The following is a 20,617-nucleotide window of genomic DNA, read 5'->3' on the forward strand; positions in this document are numbered from 1 at the left end:
CAGTGAGACCTTTTGCCACTTTTCCCCTCCTCTTTTCGAACGCCTTGCCATAGCCATGTCCACCTTGATCCTGATCCCCGCCCGCATGGCCTCGACCCGCCTGCCGGGCAAGCCGCTGGCCGATATCGCCGGCGCCCCGATGATCGTCCATGTCGCCCGCCGCGCGGCCGAAGCAGGCCTCGGCCGCGTGGTGGTGGCGACCGATACGCAAAGCGTGGCCGACGCGGTGCGCGAGCATGGTTTCGAGGCCGTGATGACACGCGTCGATCACGAATCCGGCTCCGATCGCATCCACGAGGCGCTGGTCGAGCTTGATCCCCGGCGCGAGGTCGAAACGATCGTCAATGTGCAGGGCGACCTGCCGACCATCGATCCCGGCATCATCGCCGCCTCGCTTTGGCCTTTCGAGGACGCGGCCGTGGATATCGCCACGCTCTGCGTCGAGATCGTACGCGAGGAGGAAAAGACCAATTCCAACGTCGTCAAGGTCGTCGGTTCGCCTCTGTCCGCCAAGAGGCTAAGGGCGCTGTATTTCACCCGTGCCACCGCGCCATGGGGCGAGGGGCCGCTTTATCACCATATCGGCCTCTACGCCTATCGGCGTTCCGCGCTTGAGCGCTTCGTGTCACTGAAGCCATCGCCGCTCGAGCGCCGCGAGCGGCTGGAGCAGTTGCGGGCGCTGGAAGCCGGCATGCGTATCGACGCCGAGGTCGTCCAGTCGCTGCCGCTTGGCGTCGACACGCCGCAAGACCTTGAGCGCGCCCGAACCATCCTTTCAAACTGATCCCTCCGAACAGAGACACTGTGAATCGAGATCTGGGCATGCCTGAAAAGACCAACAGAATATCCTTCCAGGGCGAGCCGGGCGCCAATTCCGACACCGCCTGCCGCAACGTCTATCCCTCGATGGAGCCGTTGCCGTGCCCGACCTTCGAGGACGCGTTCAACGCGGTCGAGACCGGCAAGGCCGATCTCGCCATGATCCCGATCGAGAACACCATCGCCGGGCGCGTTGCCGACATCCATCACCTGCTGCCGGAATCGAGGCTTCACATCGTCGGCGAATATTTCCTGCCGATCCATTTCCAGCTGATGGTGCTGCCCGGCGTCAAACGCGACGAGATCAAGACCGTGCACAGCCACATCCACGCGCTTGGCCAGTGCCGCAAATACATCCGCAAGAACGGCTGGAAGGCGGTCGTCGCTGGCGACACGGCGGGCGCCGCCAAGATGGTCTCCGAGGTCAAGGACCGTACCATGGCCGCTCTCTCGCCGGCGCTGGCGGCGACGCTTTACGGGCTCGATATCATCGAGGAGAATGTCGAGGATACCGATTCCAACGTCACCCGCTTCGTCGTCCTGACGAAGAACAAGCAGTGGGCCGAGCGCCCGTCACCTGACGTCAGGATGATGACGACCTTCATGTTCCGCGTCCGCAACGTGCCGGCCGCGCTTTACAAGGCGATGGGCGGCTTCGCCACCAACGGCATCAACATGACCAAGCTGGAGAGCTATCAGCTGGGCGCATTCACGGCGACGCTTTTCTACGCCGATATCGAAGGCCATCCCGACGATCCGCTGGTCAAGCTGGCGCTGGACGAGCTTCGCTTCTTTTCACGCGAGGTGCGGATTCTCGGTGTCTATCCGGCCAGCCAGTCGCGCGAGCAGTGGAAAGTGGCCGATTAAATCACCGCGCCCAGTGGCACGTAATCGATCTCGAGAAATTTCTCGACCTCCGGCACCCGCCGGTCACGCACGAAGGCGACATGGTCGGGATGATCGTTGTATCTGGTGTAGGCGGCCTGGTCGGCGAACTCCATCGAGAAGCCGAACCGATAGTCGTTCTTGGGGCTCACCTGCCGCAACTGTTCAAAATCGGTGACGCCCCGGATCGCCGAGAGGATTTTCCTGGCGTCGACCAGAAAGCACTTTTCCTCCAGCGAGTGCGGCGCATGCTTCAGCGTGAAGACGACGGTGTGGCGGATCATTTGCCTCTCCTGCAATGACTTTCAGTATTCGCTATGCGCTGTCGACCCAGGCGCGGATGAGGTGATGCGCGATGGCTCCTTTCGGCGGCGTGATCAGGTTGCCAGGATGCTCCCGGGCGAGCATCGAGCGCACTTCGTCGCGCAAGAACCAGCGGCAGTCTTCCAGCTCGTTGAGATCGGCCTGGATGTCTTCGTTGAGCGGCTCGCCGAAACAGCCGATCATCAGTGAATAGGGGAACGGCCAAGGCTGGCTGGCATGATAGACGACACGTCCCAGCCGGATCCCGGCCTCCTCCAGCGTTTCGCGGCGCACCGCCGCCTCGATCGTCTCGCCCGGCTCGATGAACCCGGCAAGCGCCGAATACATGCCCGGCGCGAAGTGCCGGCCACGCCCGAGCAGGCATTTCTCCCGCGTCGCCGTCAGCATGATCGCCACCGGGTCGGTGCGCGGGAAATGCTCGGTGCCGCAATTCGGGCAATGCCGTTTGTAGCCGCCCGCCCGCATCTGCGATTGGGTGCCGCATTTGCTGCAGAAGCGATGGCTGGCATGCCAGGCGAGCAGGGCGGCTCCTTGCGCCATTGCCCCGGCCGCCGCTTCGTCGATCAGCCCTTGCATATAGACCGACCGGTAGTCGATCGCCTTGACTGTCTCGGGCAGCTGTTCGTCGTCGATGCCCGCCGGTACGGCAAGCACTGGTCCCTGTCCGGAAAAACCGAGCAGCACGCTTTGGTCGAAGAAGGGCGTGAAAGGCTGGCTTTCGGCGACGCCGAACCAGGGATCAAAACCGCTGCCATTGCCGGATTTCAGGTACAGCCGGCCGCCATTCATCAAAAGCAGCCGCGCCGTCGGATCCGCGAGAGCCCTGTCGACCGAATCGTCGGCGCGTTTCTCGGATTGCCGGTCGATCGTGTTGCCGGCAAAGCCGACAAACTGGCTCGGCTCGCGCATCGGCGCGTCAAACAGGCGGAAGCTCATGGGGACTCTGGTGCTCTGGGATGGACACGGGAAAGGCTTATAGCGCTGCCCTTATCGTTTCGGCAAACCGGCGCAGATCGGACCGTTGATACGGCTCGCGCAGGCCGTGGCCCCACACCGGGCCGGGCCAGCCGGGATCGCCTTCAGACCGTGCAATGACATGGATGTGCAGCTGGCGCACGATGTTGCCGAGCGCGCCGGTGTTGATCTTGGTGCAGCCGGTCACCTTCTTCAGGGCCTGTGCCACCATGTTGGTCTCGAAGGTCAGCATCGCCTGATCGAGTGGCGTCATGTCGTGGATCTCCTCCGCACCCGGCCTTTGCGGCACCAGCACCAGCCATGGCCAGCGGCGATCGTTCATGATCCGCAATTCGCACAGCCCAAGCCACATCAACTGCTCGCTGTCCGCTTCCAGCCGGGCGTCCAGCGTGAATCCGGCCTTCAGGCCCGGCAACATCGGCGTTTCCCTTGCTTTTCTTGCTTTCCTCGGACTCGTGGACGCTAGAGCGCTGGCACGGGGGCCGCAAGCGAATCATTGTTTCCCTCGCGGTTTGGTGCGTCAAATCTCATGCGCACTTGCATTTCATCGCGCAATTGCCGATATGGACAGCGGGAGGTTGGTGGTGGACGATCCACTCGCCAACCGGGTCAGGTCCGGAAGGAAGCAGCCCTAACGAGCCCGGAACGGGTCATTGTTCCAGCCTCCCGCCTCTTCGCCTTTCTCCCGCGACATTGACGGCGCCAAGCCGAGCGGGCGAAACTATGCGCAGGAATCGACCGCGTTCAAAGGCGGTCCTTGGAGCTTTACGGGCGAATGAGCGAAGCCGGAAATTCGGGAGCGGACAAGGCCGGCGCCTATCGCGTGCTGGCGCGCAAATACCGTCCGTCGAATTTTTCGGAGCTGGTCGGCCAGGAGCCGATGGTGCGCACCCTCACCAATGCCTTTGCCACCGGCCGCATTGCGCAGGCCTGGATGCTGACCGGCGTACGCGGTGTCGGCAAGACCACGACGGCGCGTATCCTGGCCCGCGCCTTGAACTACAAGACATCAACAGTGGACCAGCCTTCGGTCGACCTTTCGGTGCCCGGCGAGCATTGCCAGGCGATCATGGAAGGCCGCCATGTCGACGTCATCGAGATGGACGCAGCCTCGCACACCGGCATCGACGACATCAGGGACATCATCGAGCGCGTGCGCTACGCCCCGGTTTCGGCTCGCTACAAGGTCTACATCATCGACGAAGTGCACATGCTGTCCACGCAGGCCTTCAACGGCCTGTTGAAGACGCTGGAAGAACCGCCGCCGCACGTCAAATTCATCTTCGCCACCACCGAGATCCGCAAGGTTCCGATCACCGTCCTGTCGCGCTGCCAGCGGTTTGATCTGAGGCGCATCGATGCCGGTGCGCTGGTCGCGCATCTCTCCTCGATCGCGGCCAAGGAAGGCATTTCGGTCGACGACGACGCGCTGGCGATGATCGCGCGCGCCGCCGAGGGTTCGGCCCGCGATTCGCTCTCCATCCTCGACCAGGCGATCGCCCATGGCGCCGGCTCCGTCAGCGCCGAGGCCGTGCGCGCCATGCTCGGCCTGGCCGACCGCGCCCGCATCGTCGATCTGTTCGAACATGTGATGAAAGGTGATGTGGCGGCCGCACTTGGCGAATTCCGCGCCCAATACGACACCGGCGCCGACCCGGCTGCCGTGCTGACCGATCTTGCCGAATTCAACCACCTCGTCACGAGGCTGCGTTTCGTGCCGACCGCCATGGACGACGCATCGCTGTCGCAGGACGAACGCCAGCGTGGCGCCGATTTCGCCAGGGCGCTGTCGGTCAGGGTGCTGTCGCGGACCTGGCAGATGCTGCTCAAGGGCATTCCCGAAGTGCAGTCCTCCAACCGGCCCGTCAGCGCCGCCGAAATGGTGCTGATCCGTCTGGCGCACGCCGCCGACCTGCCGACGCTGGACGAGGCGTTGCGATCGCTCGAAGGGGGAGCACCGGTTCAAAACGGTGCGCCGCGCCCAAACGGAGCGCCCGCCAGCCCCGGCAATGGCGGCGGCAGCGGGGCCAGTGCGGTGGCCCAGACGCGCATGCCTGGCGGATCGGGCGGCGCGCAGACCATGCGGCTGGTCGAGGCCACGCCGGCTCCGACCGCCTTCGTCGCGCCTCCGCAGCCGGCGCCGGAGACGCTGCCGGTACCGTTGAAATCGCTGGCCGACATTATCGCCCTTGCCGATGCGCAGCGCGACATCGCCTTCAAGGTGCTGCTCAAGAGCTGCATTCGTCTCGTGCGCATCGAGCCCGGCCGCATCGATGTCGGCCTGACCAGCGACGCGCCCAAGATGCTGCTCAACGACCTGACGACGAAGCTGCGCGCCTGGACCGGCCGCAACTGGCTGGTGTCGCTGTCGAAGGAAGAAGGTGGCCAGACGCTGGCCGAGATGGAATCGACAAAGCGCGAAAACGCCTTCCTCGATGCCAGGAGCGATCCGACCGTCGCCGCCATCCTGGCCCGCTTTCCCGGCGCCAAGATCATCGACGTGCGCATTCCCGACGCGCCGGAGGTCGACGAGACCGAGGCCGAAGTGCCGGTTGAACCGCCGGCAGATGACGACGAGACCTGACAAATCAAGACAAGGATCGGACCATGAAAGATCTTCTCGGCCTGATGGGCAAGGCGAAGGAAATGCAGGCCAAGTTCCAGGCCATGCAGGATGAGATCGCCACGGTCGAATCCGTCGGCCAGGCCGGCGGCGGCCTGGTCAACGTGACGCTGAGCGGAAAGTTCGAGATGAAGTCGCTGAAGATCGACCCGTCTCTGTTCAAGGAGGACGAGGTCGAGATCCTCGAGGATCTGATTCTCGCCGCCCACAATGACGCCAAGGCCAAGGTCGAGCAGATCATGCAGGAAAAGACCAAGGCGCTGACCGCCGGCCTGCCGATCCCGCCGGGAATGAAACTGCCCTTCTAGCCTTCGGCGGCGATGAGCCCATGATCGACGAGCCGTCCGAACGACTGATCGAGCAGCGTATCCGCAACAGGATCTATGAGATCCTGGAAATCCTGGCCGATTGCGATGCCGGCGTCGATATTGTCGGCATCAAGGGCTACTTCAATCTGTTCGAGGATTTCGTGCACCGCCCGTCGATCGAGGCCGGCAGATCGGCGCTTTCGAGGGGGGAGCGCGCGATCGTGCTGGAGATCGCCGAATTCCTCGAGGCGGCTTCCGAAACAAATCCCGATTTCACCAAGGCCGAGTTCATCGACAGCGACTGGCCGGGAAAGATCGCGCCGACGGCGAGGGATGCGCGGGCGCTGTTCCTCAGGCGTGGCCTGTTTTCGGAGAAAGTCGAGGAGGTCGAGCCGGGGCAACCGGCCGCGATTGCGGCGGGGCTTCCGGAAAAGCGTGAGGCGGTTTTCCGTCCGGAATTGCGGCGAAATCAAGAGAGGGCGGTCATCGCATTTATGAAACGACGGCTCGATCTATCTGGAAAGCCACGAAATTGTGCCAATTTGGCAACAGTGCTTCATTAATAACGTTTTAGCCATCATTTTGCCCGAAAGTGTCTCATTCTTGCCGCAGCCTGGGGGCGGGCATTGAAGTGAGAGGGTTACCTGTTGATAGCCATGCGATGGAAGGCGCCGCTGTTGCTCGGCGTCGTTACGTCTCCCCTGTTCTTGGCCGCTTGCAGTCAGACCACGTCGCACGGCATGTCCGTTGCCAGCCTGACCGACGCCATCACGCCGAGTTTCCTGAGCTCGCGGTCTTACAGCCACACGCCGAAGGACAAGGAATGCCTGGAAAGGGCGATGTTCTTCGAATCCAACCGCTCGAGCCGTGACGGCATGATCGCCGTCGGCACCGTCGTCATGAACCGGCTGCGCTCCGGCCAGCACGGCAACACAATCTGCGAAGTGGTGGGCGAGCCCGGGCAGTTCGCGCCAGGTGTCATGACCAGGCAGATGAACTCGCGGGCGATGCCCGATGTCGAGGAAGCCGCCGACGCCGTGCTCAAGGGCGAGCGCAAGGCCAAGCTCAAGAACACGATGTATTTCCACACCGCCGGCCTGCGCTTCCCCTACAACAACATGCATTACACCATGGTCGCCGGCGGCAATGCCTTCTACGAAAAGCGCGGCCGCAACTGGCAGCCGCTGCCCGATGAGCCGATGGTGGCCTCGGCTGAACAGCAGCAGCGCGCGCCTGCGGCGCCTGTGCTTATGGCATCCGCGGAACCGGTGGTCAGGACGATTGTCCATGCCGATCCGGCCAAGCAGGCTGGCGTAACCACCGCGCGCTCGACCCAGGCAACCGCCGTACCCGCGGGCGCCGTACCCGCGGAGCAGACCTATGTGACGGCCGCCGTGGCGCCAGCGGCAAAGTCCGCGCGCGTTGCGGTGAAGCCGACACTGGTGGCGATGCAGGAGCCGATGGAAGAGCCGGATGCTGCCCGTTTCGGCGGCGTCTTGAACACAAGGGTCATCTCCTCGGTCCAGAGCGCGCCGCAGGAAGCGGCGATGGGATTCCAGTCGACGCCTGAGAACACCGATGCCATTGGCGCGATGATCGTCAGCCAGGGTCGGCCGCTCGAAGAGAATTGATCCGCGTCCCGACCCGCAATGGCAGGTCATGCGCGAATGCGGGCTGTTTCAAAGCGCTCTGAAAAATCCTAGATCAGAGCGATGTCGAAGCGAATCGCCGGTCCCGAGATCGAACGCCTGATCCAGCTCCTGGCCAAGGTGCCGGGGCTTGGTCCCCGTTCGGCCAGGCGTGCCGCCCTTCATCTGATCAAGAAGAAGGAGCAACTCCTGTCGCCGCTCGCCGCGGCCATGGGCGAGGCGGCCGACAAGGTGCGCATCTGCTCCACCTGCGGCAATGTCGACACGTCGGACCCTTGCATGATCTGCACCGACCCGCGCCGTGATGCCGCCACCCTCATCGTTGTCGAGGACGTCTCGGATCTCTGGGCGCTGGAGCGGGCGGCGGCGATGAACGTGCGCTACCATGTGCTCGGCGGCACGCTGTCCCCGCTCGACGGCATCGGTCCCGATCAGCTCAACATCCGCTCGCTGGTCGACCGTGTCGCCGGCGGCGATGTGAAGGAAATCATCCTCGCCGTCAACGCGACGGTGGAGGGCCAGACCACCGCGCACTACCTCACCGATCAGTTGTCCGGCTTCGACATCAAGGTGACGCGGCTGGCGCATGGCGTGCCGGTCGGCGGCGAGCTCGACTATCTCGACGAAGGCACGCTGGCCGCCGCGCTGCGCTCGCGAACGGCGTTTTGACAGGATTGGCAGGAAGTGCGCGCAATGGCCATCACAAATCCTTCGACACCTGTGCCAAGTACCCCCCTCTGTCCTGCCGGACATCTCCCCCTCAAGGGGGGAGATTGGCAGTTTCGCGGGCAGCCCATTCCTGTGGATTTTGATAGTTGGCGAAAGCGGTGGCGACGTCTGATCTCCCCCCTTGAGGGGGAGATGTCCGGCAGGACAGAGGGGGGCGCCATAGAGCGCGTCCATCGCAGATTCAGCTTTGTATTCTTTCTGGCCGCACTCGTTGGGCTGTTCCTTGCTCTCCCCGCCTCCGCCGCATACGTCGACGACCAGTTCCAGGCCTGGCTCCAAACCGACCTCTGGCCCGAAGCCAAGTCCAAAGGCATCTCGAAAAAAACCTTCGACGCTGCCTTCCTCGGCGTGAAGCCGAACCTCAAGCTGCCGGACCTCGTCATGCCCGGCGAAAAGCCTGCGACGCCGCAGAAGCAGCATCAGGCCGAGTTCGGTGCGCCTGCCAACTATTTCGCCGAGAAGATCGTCCGTGCCGTCACCTTGGGCGGGCGCACACGCGAGAGCGCCAATTCAAGAGTGCTCGGGCTGATCGAGAAGCGCTACGGCGTTCCCGGCGAGATCGTCCTGGCCATCTGGGGCCGCGAGACCGGCTTCGGCGCGGCGAAGATGCCTTATGACGCCTTCGAGGTGCTGGGCACCAAGGCATTCATGTCGACGAGGAAGGATTTCTTCCGCACCGAGCTGCTTGCGGCGCTGGAAATCGTCCAGCGCGGCCTGGCCCCGGTCAACGCCATGAAGTCATCCTGGGCCGGTGCGCTCGGCCAGCCGCAATTCATGCCGACCTCTTTCCTCAAGCATGCCGTGGATTTCGACGGCGATGGCAGACCCGACATCTGGAATTCGACGCCCGACGTGCTCGCCTCGATCGCCAACTATCTCGTCCACTATGGCTGGGTGCGGGGACGCGGCTGGGGTTTCGAGGTGACGGTGCCAGAGAGCGTCTCCTGCTCGCTGGAAGGGCCGGACCAGGGCAAGAAGATCTCGCAATGGGCCGCCATGGGCATCAAACGTGTCGATGGAAAGCCGTTTCCGGCGAGCGAATTGAAGGCGGAGGGTTTCCTGCTGATGCCGGCTGGCCGCAGCGGCCCAGCCTTCATCGCCACCCCCAATTTCTATGTGCTCAAGGAATACAACACCAGCGACCTTTACGCGCTGTTCATCGGCCACGGCGCTGACCGGATTGCCCATGGCGATCAGAATTTTTCCAGCAGTTGGGGGCCGGTCGGCGATCTCCACCGTTCCGACATCGCCGCCCTGCAACGGGCGCTGGAAGCCAAAGGCTATGACGTTGGCAGCGCCGACGGCCTGCCGGGCTTCAAGACCCGACGCTCGATTGGCAAGTGGCAGACCGAGAACGGCGAGCCTGCGACCTGCTTTCCAGACGCCGGCCTGGTCGCCGCGCTGAAATAACCCAAAAAGTAGGGATTTGTCCCGTTTGCCAGCCCCGATTGGCCTGCGTATGCGTCGACGCGCCGCTCGCCATTCCGGTTGAATGAGCCGTCGCGTAAAATCCTCGTCGCCCGCCCCGGAGCGCCGGATATGCTGTTGACCAATTGGACAAAAACCACGACGGTAAGTGGTCGAGGGGCTGTTGCCGGCCCCGAAAAGAACACCGCAATCCTGAGCCGGGAACTCAGGTCAACAAAACAGGGAACAATCACCATGATGATGGAAAAGTTTGCTCTACGATCCCGCATCCTGCTTGCGGGCGCGGCCATGTCGGCGCTGCTTCTGGCTGGTGCCCCGGCCGGGGCGGTCACGCCCGCCGACACACTGGTCGAGGGTTTCGCGATCGACGACATCATCTCCATGGATCCGGGCGAGGCGTTCGAGTTGTCGACCGCCGAGGTCACCGGCAACACCTATGATCTGCTGGTCCGCCTCGACCTCAGCGACACCTCCAAGGTCAAGCCCGATCTTGCCGAAAGCTGGGCCGTCTCCGACGACGGCCTGACCTACACCTTCAAGCTCAAGCCTGGCCTGAAATTCGCCTCGGGCAATCCGATCACGGCTGCCGACGTCGCCTACTCGTTCGAGCGCGTTGTCAAGCTGGACAAGAGCCCGGCCTTCATCATCGAACAGTTCGGCATCAGCGGCGACAACGTCGCCGAAAAGGCCAAGGCGGTGGACGACACCACCTTCCAGTTCACGGTCGACAAGGCCTATGCCCCGAGCTTCGTGCTGAACTGCCTGTCGGCGACCGTCGCATCGGTCGTCGATAGCAAGCTGGTCAAGGAGCACGTCGTCAAGGCCGCGCCCACCGCCGACTACAAATGGGACAATGACTTCGGCAACGCCTGGCTGAAGACCGGCTATGCCGGTTCCGGCGCCTACAAGCTGCGTGAATGGCGCGCCAACGAAGCCGTCGTCATGGAGCGCAACGACAATTATCACGGCGAAAAGGCCAAGCTCGCCCGCGTCATCTATCGCAACATGAAGGAAAGCTCGGCGCAGCGCCTGGCGCTCGAGGCCGGCGACATCGACGTTGCCCGCAATCTCGAACCGAACGACCTCGACGCCATTGCCAAGAACGCCGATCTCACCACCAACAGCGCGCCGAAGGGCACGGTCTTCTACATCAGCCTCAACCAGAAGAACCCGAACCTGGCCAAGCCCGAGGTTCGCCAGGCCTTTAAATATCTGGTCGACTATGATGCGCTGAGCTCGACCATCCTCAAGGGCATCGGCGAGATCCACCAGACCTTCCTGCCCAAGGGCGATCTCGGCGCTCTCGACGAAAACCCCTTCAAGCTCGACGTCGCCAAGGCCAGGGAACTGCTGGCCAAGGCAGGTCTGCCAGACGGCTTCAGCGTGACCATGGATGTGCGTACCGGCCAGCCGACGACAGGCATGGCGGAATCGATCCAGCAGACGCTCGGACAGGCCGGCATCAAGCTGGAGATCATTCCCGGTGACGGCAAGCAGACGCTGACCAAGTACCGCGCCCGCAACCACGACATCTATATCGGCCAGTGGGGACAGGACTATTTCGATCCGAATTCCAACGCCCAGACCTTCGCCTCGAACCCGGACAATTCGGATGCCGGCAAGTCGCACACCCTGGCCTGGCGCAACGCCTGGGACATTCCGGACCTGACCAAGCAGACCGAAGCGGCCTTGCTGGAGAAGGACTCGGCCAAGCGCGCCGCGCTGTACCAGGACCTTGAGAAGAAAGTACTCGACACAAGCCCCTTCGTCCTCATCCACCAGCAACTGGAAGTGGCTGGCTTGCGCAAGAACCTCAAGGGTTTCGCGCTCGGCCCGAGCTTCGACACCAACTTCGTGGGGCCGGTTTCCAAGGAATAGCGCCCGCGGACACGCCGCATGAGCGCGGTTGAAAGCCAGGGGAAGGCGGGGCGCGGCAGCGCCCGCGCCTTTGCCATTCTCTCCTCGATCGGCCGGTTCCTGGTCATCGCGGTGACGACCTACCTTGGTCTTCTCGCGGTCACCTTCTTCATCGGCCGCGTCATCCCGATCGACCCGGTGCTGGCCGTGCTCGGCGACCGTGCGCCGGCAAACGTCGTCGAGCGCACGCGCCGCGAGATGGGCCTCGACCTGCCGCTGATCGAACAGTTTTATATCTATGTCAGGAGTGCGCTGAACGGGGATTTCGGCACTTCGGTGCTGACCACCAACCCTGTCATGACCGACATCCGCCGCGCTCTTCCGGCAACGACGGAACTGGCCACGCTCGGAACGCTGATCGGCGCGCTGTTTGGCGTGCCGCTCGGCGTGCTGGCGGCCGTCAGGCGCGGCAGCCTCATCGATCAGATCGTGCGCGTCATCGGCCTGATCGGCTATTCCGTGCCGATCTTCTGGCTCGGGCTGCTTGGGCTCGTCCTGTTCTACGCCAAGCTGCAATGGGTGGCCTTTCCGGCGCGGCTCGACGTCGTCTACGAATACACCTTCACGCCGGTCACCGGTTTCTACCTGCTCGACTCGGCGATGCAGGGCCAGTGGGATGTCTTTTGGGACGCCTTCCGCCACATCATCCTGCCGGCCTCGCTGCTCGGCTATTTCTCGCTCGCCTATATCAGTCGCATGACGCGCTCATTCATGCTCAACGAACTTGCTCAGGAATATGTCGTCGCCGCGCGCGCCAAGGGCCTGTCGGAACGCCGCATCATCTGGGCCCACGCGCTGCGCAATGCAGCCGTGCCGATGGTGACGGTGATCGCGTTGTCCTATGCCGGCCTGCTCGAAGGTTCGGTGCTGACCGAGACCGTCTTCTCCTGGCCGGGCATCGGGCTTTACATCACCAACTCGCTGCAGAATGCCGACATGAACGCCGTGCTTGGCGGCACCATCGTCATCGGCTCGGTGTTCATCGGCATCAATCTTTTGTCAGACCTGCTCTATCGTTTGCTCGATCCGAGGACGAAATCCGCATGAGCGCCGAGGCAATCCAGAGCCGTCGCGACTGGCTGCTCAGCGAGCGGCCGGCCTCGCGCATGCAGGCAAGGCTCGGCCGTGCCTATGTCGCATGGCGGCGCTTTTCCGCCAATCGGCTGGCCTTTGTCGGCCTGCTGATCATCATCGCGCTGCTCGTCATTGCCGCTCTTGCCGGCGTGCTGGCGCCCTATTCGCCGACCGTCGGCGACCTGAAGAACGCGCGGCTGCTGGCGCCGAGCGCGCAGCACTGGTTCGGCACCGACGACCTTGGCCGCGACATCTATTCGCGCATCCTCTACGGCTCGCGTTGGACGCTCTATGTGGTCATTCTGGTCGCCATCATCGCAGCCCCGATCGGTCTTCTCGTCGGCACCGTCGCCGGCTATGCCGGCGGCTGGACCGATGCCATCCTGATGCGCATCACCGATATCTTCCTCGCTTTCCCCAAGCTGATCCTGGCGCTGGCCTTTGTCGCCGCCCTCGGCCCCGGCATCGAGAATGCGGTGCTTGCCATCGCCATCACGTCCTGGCCACCCTATGCGCGCATCGCGCGTGCCGAAACGCTGACCGTGCGCAACTCCGACTACATCAAGGCGGTGCAACTGATGGGCGCGTCGCCCGCCCGCATCGTGCTGCGCCACATCATGCCGCTCTGCATCTCCTCGCTGATCATTCGTGTGACGCTCGATATGGCCGGCATCATCCTCACCGCCGCCGGCCTCGGCTTCCTCGGCCTCGGCGCGCAGCCGCCGCTGCCCGAATGGGGCACCATGATCGCCTCGGGCCGCCGCTTCGTGCTCGACCAATGGTGGGTGGCCGGCGCGCCGGGCTTCGCGATCCTCATCGTCAGCCTCGGCTTCAACCTGCTTGGCGATGGCCTGCGCGACGCGCTCGATCCCCGCAGCGGTGACCAATGAGCGCCCTTCTCGACGTCGAGGACCTGCGCGTCACCTTCCCGACCCGCACCGGGCTGATCGAGGCGGTGCGTGGCGTTTCCTTCTCGCTTGGCCGCGAACGCCTCGGCATCGTCGGCGAGTCCGGCTCGGGCAAGTCGCAGACGGGCCGCGCCATCATGGGTCTGACGCCGCCACAGGCCCGGATATCGGCCGGCAAATTGGCCTTCGACGGCATCGACCTGCTCGGCATCTCGCCGCGCGAACGCCGGGCGCTACGAGGCAACCGCATCGCGATGATCCTGCAGGATCCGAAATATTCGCTCGATCCGGTGATGAGCATCGGCCGCCAGATCGTCGAGACGCTGCGCACGCACGAGAAGGTCTCCAAGGCCGAGGCGCGCGAGCGGGCGCTGGCCATGCTGGAGGCCGTACAGATCCGTGACCCCAAACGCGTTTTCGACCTGCATCCGCACGAAGTCTCCGGCGGCATGGGCCAGCGCGCCATGATCGCCATGATGCTGATCGCCGGACCCGAACTGATGATCGCCGACGAGCCGACTTCGGCGCTCGACGTCACCGTGCAACTCGACGTGCTCAACATCCTCGATAAGCTGGTCAGCGAGCGCGGCATGGGGCTGATCTTCATCTCGCACGATCTGCGCCTGGTCTCGTCTTTCTGCGACCGCGTCGTCGTGATGTATGCCGGCAAGGTGGTCGAGCAGTTGAAGGCCTCGGAGCTGCGTGAGGCCCAGCATCCCTATACGCGCGGCCTGCTCAATTGCATGCCGCGGATCGGCTTCGAGCGCCATCCCTTGCCGGTGCTCGACCGCAAGCCGGAGTGGGCGGCATGATTTCAGCGATTGCCGTCGACAGGCTGGAGGTGATCTTCGACCGCTTTCGCGCGCTGAAGGGCGTCAGCCTGGAGGTCAGGGAAGGAGAGTCCTATGGGCTTGTCGGCGAAAGCGGCTCCGGCAAGTCGACATTGCTAAGAGCGATTGCCGGCCTCGCACCGGTCTCCTCCGGCAGCATCGCCGTCAACGGCAAGACGCTCGGCGCGCGCCGCGACAAGGCCTTCTACCGCGAGGTGCAGATGGTCTTTCAGGATCCGTACGGCTCGTTGCATCCGCGCCAGACCGTCGATCGCCTGCTGCAGGAGCCGCTTGCCATCCACGGCTTCGCCGATGGCGAGAAGCGCATCGAACGCGCGCTGGACGAAGTCGGGCTCGGCAACGGTTTTCGCTTCCGCTACGCGCACCAACTCTCGGGCGGCCAACGCCAACGTGTCGCCATTGCCCGCGCGCTGATCCTCGAACCCTCGATCCTGCTGCTCGACGAGCCGACCTCGGCGCTCGACGCCTCGGTACAGGCCGAAGTGCTGAACCTGCTCGAAGAGGTGCGACGGCGGCGCAAGCTCACCTTCCTGATGGTCAGCCACGACCTCGCCATCATCACCCATATGTGCGAGCGGCTGATGGTGATGCAGAACGGCGAAGCGGTGGAGACGCTGACCGCCAGCCAGTTGATCGGCCACCGCGTGAATGCGGACTATACGCGCAATCTGCTCAGGGCGAGCGAGGGGTTTGTGCGCGCCTGACGTTTATCGCTGACGGCATTCGAATTTCCGCCTTAGACCGCTCCACCTTCGGGCACCGTTTCCCCTTGTACGCCGTTGCCTTCGGGCTCCCGCTTCGGCTCCTTGATGCGGAACCACGTTACATAAAGCGCCGGCAGGAACAGCAGCGTGATCGCGGTACCCGCGATGATGCCGCCCATCATGGCGTAGGCCATCGGACCCCAGAACACTTCGCGCGCGATCGGGATCAGCGCCAGGCTGGCCGCGGCCGCCGTCAGCGCGATCGGCCGCATGCGGTGCTCGGTGGCTTCGATGACGGCCGTCCACCGGTCCTTGCCCTCGGTCACGAGGTCCTCGATCTGCACGATCAGGATGACCGAGTTGCGGATCAGGATGCCGATCAGCGCCAGAACGCCGAGGATGGCGACGAAGCCGAGCGGCGCGCCGCTCGGCACCAGGGCCGCCACCACGCCGATGAGGCCGAGCGGCGCCACCGCCACCACCAGGAACAGGCGCTGGAAACTCTGCAACTGGACCATTAGGATCGCCGCCATCACGAACAGCATCAACGGCACAACGGCAGCTATCGGTCCCTGGCTTTTGGCGCTCTCCTCGACCGAGCCGGCGGTTTCGACCGAATAGCCTGGCGGCAGCTTGGCGATGAAGGCGTCGACCGATGGCTTCAGTTCGTTGACCACGGTTGCCGGCAGCGCGTCGCCGACCAGGCCGGCGCGCACCGTGATGGTCGGGATGCGGTCGCGCCGCCACACCGTCGGCTGCTCGAGCTCGTAGCGGAAGTTAGCGACCGCCGCGAGCGGGATCGCCTCGCCGGTGCTGGTCGGCAGCTGCATGTTCTGCAATGTCTCGATCGAGCCGCGCTCGGCCTCGCGCGAGCGCGCCACGACATTGATCAGGTAGGTGGCGTCGCGCACCTGGGTGATCGTGGCGCCGCCGACCGTGCTGTTCAGCGCGCTGGCGATGTCCGAAGAGGTGATGCCGAGCTGGCGCGCCTTGTCCTGCAGCACGTCGACCCTCAGCACACGCTGCGGTTCGTTCCAGTCGAAGGTCGGCGCGGCGAGCTTCGGATTGACCGAGACGAGGCCGGCGAAGTGTTGCGCCAGTTCTCGCACCGTCTGGATGTCGGGTCCGCCGACGCGGTACTGGACAGGACGGCCGACCGGCGGTCCGAGTTCGAGCAGCTTGACGAAGGCGTCGGTGCCGACGAATTCCTCGCGCAGCAGCTTCTCCAGTGCCGCCTTGACCCGGTTGCGGGCCTCGATGCTCTTGGTGACAATCACGGTCTGGCCGAAATAGGGGTTGGCCGGCTGCACGTCATAGGCCAGCACGAAGCGCACCGCGCCCTGTCCGATATAGGACGAGAAATGGTCGATGTCTGGGTTGCCGACCAGCGCCCGCTGCTCGAACCGCTCCATCTGGTCGCGCGTGTCGGCGATCGACGCGTTCTGCGGCAGGTTCCAGTCGACGACCAGCTCCGGCCGGTCGGATGGCGGGAAGAACTGCTGCTGAACGAGACCGAAACCGGCGATGGAGGCGGCGAAGAGAAGCACCGTGACGATGATGGTGAGCCAGTGGCGGCGCACCGAGCCGATAAGGACCCTTCGAAACAGCGACGTGAGGCGGCCGGGCTGGTCGTGGTGCTTGGCCTTCATCGTCGCCGGCAGGATGGTGACGCCGAGCAGTGGCGCAAACAGCACCGCGACGATCCATGACACCAGCAGCGACACGGCGATGACGACGAACAGGGTGAAGGTATATTCGCCGGCTGCGCTGTTGTTGAGGCCGATCGGGATGAAGCCGGCGACCGTGACCAGCGTGCCGGTCAGCATCGGGAAGGCGGTCGAGGTGTAGACATAGGTCGCCGCCTTGCGCAGATTATCGCCGATCTCCAGCCGCGCCACCATCATCTCGACCGCGATCATCGCGTCGTCCACCAGCAGCCCAAGCGCGATGATCAGCGCACCCAGCGAAATGCGCTGCAGCGATATGCCGAGATATTCCATGACGGTGAAGGTGATGGCCAGCACCAGGGGGATCGACAGCGCCACCACGAAGCCGGCGCGCATGCCGAGGCTGATGAACGACACCGCGAGCACGATGGCGACCGCCTCGAACAGCGCGCGGGTGAACCCTGAAACCGCTTCCTCGACGATGACAGGCTGGTCGGCAACCAGATGCACGCCGACGCCGACCGGCAGGTCGGCCAGCACCTTGTTCATCTCCTCATGCAGCGCCTCGCCGAATTGCAGCAGGTTGGCGTTGGGCTTCATGCCGATGGCGAGCCCGATCGCGTCCTGGCCATTGAACCGGAACAGCGCCGTCGGCGGATCGACATAGCCACGTGTGATTGTCGCTACGTCGCTCAGGCGGAAGAAGCGGTCATTGACGCGCAGGTTGATGGCGCGCAGGCTCTCCTCCGAGGTGAACTGGCCGCCGACGCGCACGCTGATGCGCTCCGGGCCGGACTGGATGACACCGGATGGCGTGATTGCGTTCTGCGCCTGCAGGCTTGCCACGATCGCCTGCTGGTTGAGGCCGAGCGCCGCGATCTGGCGGGTCGAGAATTCGAGATAGATCGCCTCGTCTTGCGCGCCGACCAGGTCGACCTTGCCGGCATTGGGCACGGTCAGGATTCTGGTCCTGACATCCTCGACATAATCGCGCAGCTGGCGCGGCGTCAGCCCATCCGACGTGAAGGCGTAGATGTTGCCGTAGACGTCGCCGAAGCGGTCGTTGAAGAATGGTCCCTGCACGCCTTGCGGAAACTGGTTCCGGATGTCGTTGACCATGTTGCGCACCTGCAGCCACGTCGGCACGACGTCGCGCGCCCTGGTGGTCGGCTTCAGGTTGACGAAGATGACGGTCTGGCCGGCTGTGGTGACCGATTTGGTGTAGTCGAGGCTGTCGAGCTCCTCCAGCTTCTTCTCGATGCGGTCGGTCACCTGCCGCACGGTCTCGTTGACCGAGGCGCCTGGCCAGTTGGCCTGGATGATCATCGTCTTGATGGTGAAGGCCGGATCTTCCTCGCGGCCAAGATTGAGGTAGGAAAATACGCCGGCCACCACGAAGACCAGCATGAAATACCAGACCAGCGAGCGGTGGTTGAGCGCCCAGTCGGAGAGATTGAAGCCCTTCATGAGGCCCCTCCCTTGGGCACTTTCACTTTCTGACCTTCGCTCAGGCTGTGGACACCCGCGGTGACGACACGCATGCCGGCTTCAAGCCCCTCGGCCACGGTGAAGGTGCCGCCATTCTTCGATGCGAGCTTGATGTCGCGCGCGCTCACGCTCGATGTCTGCGGATCGACGATCCACACTTTCTCGGCGCCGTCTTTTTCGAGGAGTGCCGACATGGGCAGTTCGATCGTCGGCGCCACCTTGGTCACGCGGGTTGCCGTCACCGTCGAGCCGAGCCGGAAGGCCTGCGGCGGATCGGTCAGCGTCAGTCGCACGCGCCGGGTGCGGGTCGACCCCTCGGCCTGCGGCGCGATCTCGCGCAGCTTGGCCTCCGTCTGGATCGTCGGCAGCGATTGCAGGATGACCTGGAATGGCGTGCCGGCGGAGAGATCGCCGGTCAACTGATCGGGAATATCGACCACCGCTTCGCGCAGGTCCGAGCGCGCCACGGTGACGACCGTCTGCCCGGGTGAAACCGTCTGGCCGACCTCCGCGCCGACTGCGGTGACGACGCCGTCGAAATCCGAGAACAGCCTGGCATAGCCAAGCTGCTCCTGCGACTTGGCCAGCGAAGCCTTGGCCCGTTCGACACTGGCCTCGGCCGCTTTCCTTCCCTGCTGCGCGGCATCGAAGACGGACTGCGAGGTGTTGGCCGAGGCAAGCAGCTGGCGCTGGCGCTCCTCGCTGGCGGCGGCGTTGGCGAACTGCGCCTCGGCGTTGGAGAGCTCCGCCTTGGCCGCTTGCACCGCCAGCTCCAGCGCGGTCGGGTCGAGCGCTGCGATCGTCGTGCCCTTGGTGACGATGTCGCCGACCTTGACGTCGCGCGAGACAACCCGGCCAAGCAGCCGGAAGGCCAGGTCGGCGCTGACCTGTGGCTCGACCGAGCCGGCGAAGCCGAAGGTCCGGGTGGTGCGCGGCTCGACCACGAGCGACAGCACTGGCCGGGTGATCTCCGGCGGCTTTTGATCCGACTTCGAGCAGGCGCCAAGCGCGCCAAGCGCAAACAGGCCAAGCAGGATGCGTACCAGCCGGTTCATTGGCTCGCTCCCGCTATCTCGACCGTCTGGCCGGGGCTGAGCAACTGCCCGCCCGCGGTGACGACGCTTTGGCCTTCATTCAGTCCCTTGGCGATCACGACGGTACCGGAATCGAAAGCCAGCACCTCGACGGGCGTCGTCGCAACCGCCTTGGTCGAAGGATCGACGATCCACACCGCAGGCTTGCCCGCGCTGGATGTCAGCGCTTGCCAGGGCAACAGGATCACCTTCGCGGGCTTGGCGCTGACCGAGCCGATGACGGTGGCCCCTAGCGGCATGCCGGCGGGCGTATCGGGAATGCCGACCTTGACCCGGATCGAACCGGACGCCTGGTCGACCGCCGGCGAAATTTCGCGCACCTTGCCTGTTGCCCTCACCTGCGGATCGGACAACAGCGTGATCGTCACCGCGGGAGAGGTAGGCGTCCTGGCGACCAGCGTCTCCTGCACGTTGAACACGGCGTCCCGGTCGCCGTCCTCGGCTACGGTGAAGACGGTTTGCGCCGCTTGCACCACCTGGCCGGCTTCGACCTGGCGGGCGGTGATCACGCCGGCGGCGCCAGCCTTGAGTTCGGTGAAGGACAGGTTTTGCTGCGCGTTGGCGAACGCGCTCTGCGCCGCATCGACGCTGCCTTGCGCCACCTTCAGCGCCTGGTCGGCGGTGTCAAAATCGCGTCTGGTGGTGAAGCCCTGGGCAAGCAGCGTCTTCTGCCGCGCGAATGTGGCGGCGGCCTGGGTCAGTTGTGCTTGTGCCGCGTCAAGATCGGCCTGCGCGGAACGCAGATCGGATTCCTGTTCCTGCGGATCGATGCGGGCAAGCACCGCGCCCTGGTCGACATGCTGGCCGACATCGACAAGCCGCTCGGCGACGCGGCCGCCGACCCTGAACGACAGATTGTTCAGTGTGCGCGCCGCGATCACGCCCGTCAGCGAGGTTCTTGGCGCATAGTCGGCGAGCGCCACCGTCTCGGTGCGCACCATGATCGGCAGCTTTTTCGCCGCAGCCTCCTGCTTCTGGCAGCCGGTCAGCAGCAGGGCGACCATACAGGCGAAAAGCGCCGAGGCGACTGGAAAAGACAAAAGGCTAGAGGTTTTGACCGATGGCGGCGAGACGGAGGATGTCGCGTTCCTGCTCATGGGCTCCCCTCGACCGCGGACCGCTCGCTGACGCTCGCGGATATCTGGAGGATAATCGATCGCCGGAAAAAGGAAAC

The 20,617-nt window shown here is 64.3% G+C and carries 19 protein-coding genes and 1 other RNA gene; 14 read left to right on the forward strand and 6 right to left on the reverse strand.

All coding sequences use genetic code 11. The features are described 5' to 3' along the window. The first annotated feature begins 55 nt into the window (after window positions 1–55). Both FJ548_RS04710 and FJ548_RS04715 read left to right on the forward strand, forming a co-directional pair. Complete coding sequence (locus tag FJ548_RS04710) at window positions 56–784, forward strand: 3-deoxy-manno-octulosonate cytidylyltransferase (protein ID WP_140777093.1); 729 nt, start codon at window positions 56–58, stop codon at window positions 782–784. Window positions 785–822: 38 nt separating this feature from the next. Continuing rightward, window positions 823–1,686, forward strand: coding sequence for a prephenate dehydratase (locus FJ548_RS04715; protein ID WP_140691274.1), 864 nt, complete (start codon window positions 823–825; stop codon window positions 1,684–1,686). Here the strand turns inward: FJ548_RS04715 and FJ548_RS04720 are convergent. From FJ548_RS04720 to FJ548_RS04730, 3 genes are read right to left on the reverse strand one after another with little or no spacing between them, the layout of a single operon-like run. After that, window positions 1,683–1,988, reverse strand: coding sequence for a Dabb family protein (locus FJ548_RS04720; RefSeq protein ID WP_140777095.1), 306 nt, complete (start codon window positions 1,986–1,988; stop codon window positions 1,683–1,685). The genes FJ548_RS04715 and FJ548_RS04720 overlap by 4 nt on opposite strands. Window positions 1,989–2,019: 31 nt before the next feature. Continuing rightward, window positions 2,020–2,964, reverse strand: a complete 945-nt coding sequence (gene nudC / locus FJ548_RS04725; protein WP_140777097.1) for an NAD(+) diphosphatase — start codon at window positions 2,962–2,964, stop codon at window positions 2,020–2,022. A 37-nt stretch (window positions 2,965–3,001) separates the two neighbouring features. Then, window positions 3,002–3,421, reverse strand: coding sequence for an HIT family protein (locus tag FJ548_RS04730; RefSeq protein ID WP_140691276.1), 420 nt, complete (start codon window positions 3,419–3,421; stop codon window positions 3,002–3,004). Between the two features lie 155 nt (window positions 3,422–3,576). Between FJ548_RS04730 and ffs the strand changes: the two genes are divergently transcribed. From ffs to FJ548_RS04795, 12 genes are all read left to right on the forward strand, one after another. Continuing rightward, window positions 3,577–3,673, forward strand: an RNA gene (gene ffs, locus FJ548_RS04735) — signal recognition particle sRNA small type. Between the two features lie 105 nt (window positions 3,674–3,778). Next, a complete protein-coding gene (locus tag FJ548_RS04740) occupies window positions 3,779–5,587 on the forward strand; it encodes a DNA polymerase III subunit gamma/tau (protein ID WP_140765080.1) in 1,809 nt (602 codons plus the stop codon). A 23-nt stretch (window positions 5,588–5,610) separates the two neighbouring features. Then, complete coding sequence (locus FJ548_RS04745; RefSeq protein WP_140777099.1) at window positions 5,611–5,934, forward strand: YbaB/EbfC family nucleoid-associated protein; 324 nt, start codon at window positions 5,611–5,613, stop codon at window positions 5,932–5,934. 20 nt (window positions 5,935–5,954) lie between these two features. Further along, on the forward strand, window positions 5,955–6,497 hold the full coding sequence (locus tag FJ548_RS04750; RefSeq protein WP_246678554.1) for a hypothetical protein: 543 nt from the start codon (window positions 5,955–5,957) through the stop codon (window positions 6,495–6,497). Window positions 6,498–6,581: 84 nt separating this feature from the next. After that, window positions 6,582–7,565, forward strand: coding sequence for a cell wall hydrolase (locus FJ548_RS04755; RefSeq protein ID WP_140777101.1), 984 nt, complete (start codon window positions 6,582–6,584; stop codon window positions 7,563–7,565). Window positions 7,566–7,646: 81 nt separating this feature from the next. Next, entirely contained in the window at window positions 7,647–8,252 is a 606-nt protein-coding gene (recR, locus tag FJ548_RS04760; RefSeq protein ID WP_140607812.1) for a recombination mediator RecR, read from the forward strand. Between the two features lie 192 nt (window positions 8,253–8,444). After that, window positions 8,445–9,722: a lytic murein transglycosylase gene (locus tag FJ548_RS04770; protein WP_140691285.1), complete on the forward strand. Its 1,278-nt coding sequence runs from the start codon at window positions 8,445–8,447 to the stop codon at window positions 9,720–9,722. Between the two features lie 252 nt (window positions 9,723–9,974). Then, the gene (locus FJ548_RS04775; protein WP_140777103.1) at window positions 9,975–11,618 is read left to right on the forward strand and encodes an ABC transporter substrate-binding protein; all 1,644 of its coding nucleotides are present in this window, start codon (window positions 9,975–9,977) and stop codon (window positions 11,616–11,618) included. Between the two features lie 18 nt (window positions 11,619–11,636). After that, complete coding sequence (locus FJ548_RS04780; protein ID WP_140777105.1) at window positions 11,637–12,704, forward strand: ABC transporter permease; 1,068 nt, start codon at window positions 11,637–11,639, stop codon at window positions 12,702–12,704. Further along, entirely contained in the window at window positions 12,701–13,621 is a 921-nt protein-coding gene (gene nikC, locus FJ548_RS04785; RefSeq protein ID WP_140777107.1) for a nickel transporter permease, read from the forward strand. The genes FJ548_RS04780 and nikC overlap by 4 nt, the downstream gene beginning before the upstream one ends. After that, window positions 13,618–14,451 (forward strand): ABC transporter ATP-binding protein, encoded by an 834-nt coding sequence (locus tag FJ548_RS04790; RefSeq protein ID WP_140607802.1) that lies wholly within the window; start codon window positions 13,618–13,620, stop codon window positions 14,449–14,451. The genes nikC and FJ548_RS04790 overlap by 4 nt, the downstream gene beginning before the upstream one ends. Beyond that, window positions 14,448–15,194, forward strand: coding sequence for an ABC transporter ATP-binding protein (locus FJ548_RS04795; RefSeq protein ID WP_140777109.1), 747 nt, complete (start codon window positions 14,448–14,450; stop codon window positions 15,192–15,194). Before FJ548_RS04790 ends, FJ548_RS04795 begins: the two co-directional genes overlap by 4 nt. 32 nt (window positions 15,195–15,226) lie before the next feature. On the opposite strand, the gene FJ548_RS04800 is transcribed toward FJ548_RS04795, so the two are convergent. The 3 genes from FJ548_RS04800 to FJ548_RS04810 are packed head-to-tail and all read right to left on the reverse strand — an operon-like array spanning window position 15,227 to window position 20,540. Next, a complete protein-coding gene (locus FJ548_RS04800) occupies window positions 15,227–18,328 on the reverse strand; it encodes an efflux RND transporter permease subunit (protein WP_140777111.1) in 3,102 nt (1,033 codons plus the stop codon). Beyond that, complete coding sequence (locus FJ548_RS04805; RefSeq protein ID WP_140607796.1) at window positions 18,325–19,404, reverse strand: efflux RND transporter periplasmic adaptor subunit; 1,080 nt, start codon at window positions 19,402–19,404, stop codon at window positions 18,325–18,327. Before FJ548_RS04805 ends, FJ548_RS04800 begins: the two co-directional genes overlap by 4 nt. Beyond that, window positions 19,401–20,540, reverse strand: coding sequence for an efflux RND transporter periplasmic adaptor subunit (locus FJ548_RS04810; RefSeq protein ID WP_140607794.1), 1,140 nt, complete (start codon window positions 20,538–20,540; stop codon window positions 19,401–19,403). Before FJ548_RS04810 ends, FJ548_RS04805 begins: the two co-directional genes overlap by 4 nt. Window positions 20,541–20,617 lie beyond the last annotated feature (77 nt).

The sequence above is a fragment of the Mesorhizobium sp. B2-4-17 genome, assembly GCF_006441275.1.
Classification (GTDB): Bacteria; Pseudomonadota; Alphaproteobacteria; order Rhizobiales; family Rhizobiaceae; genus Mesorhizobium.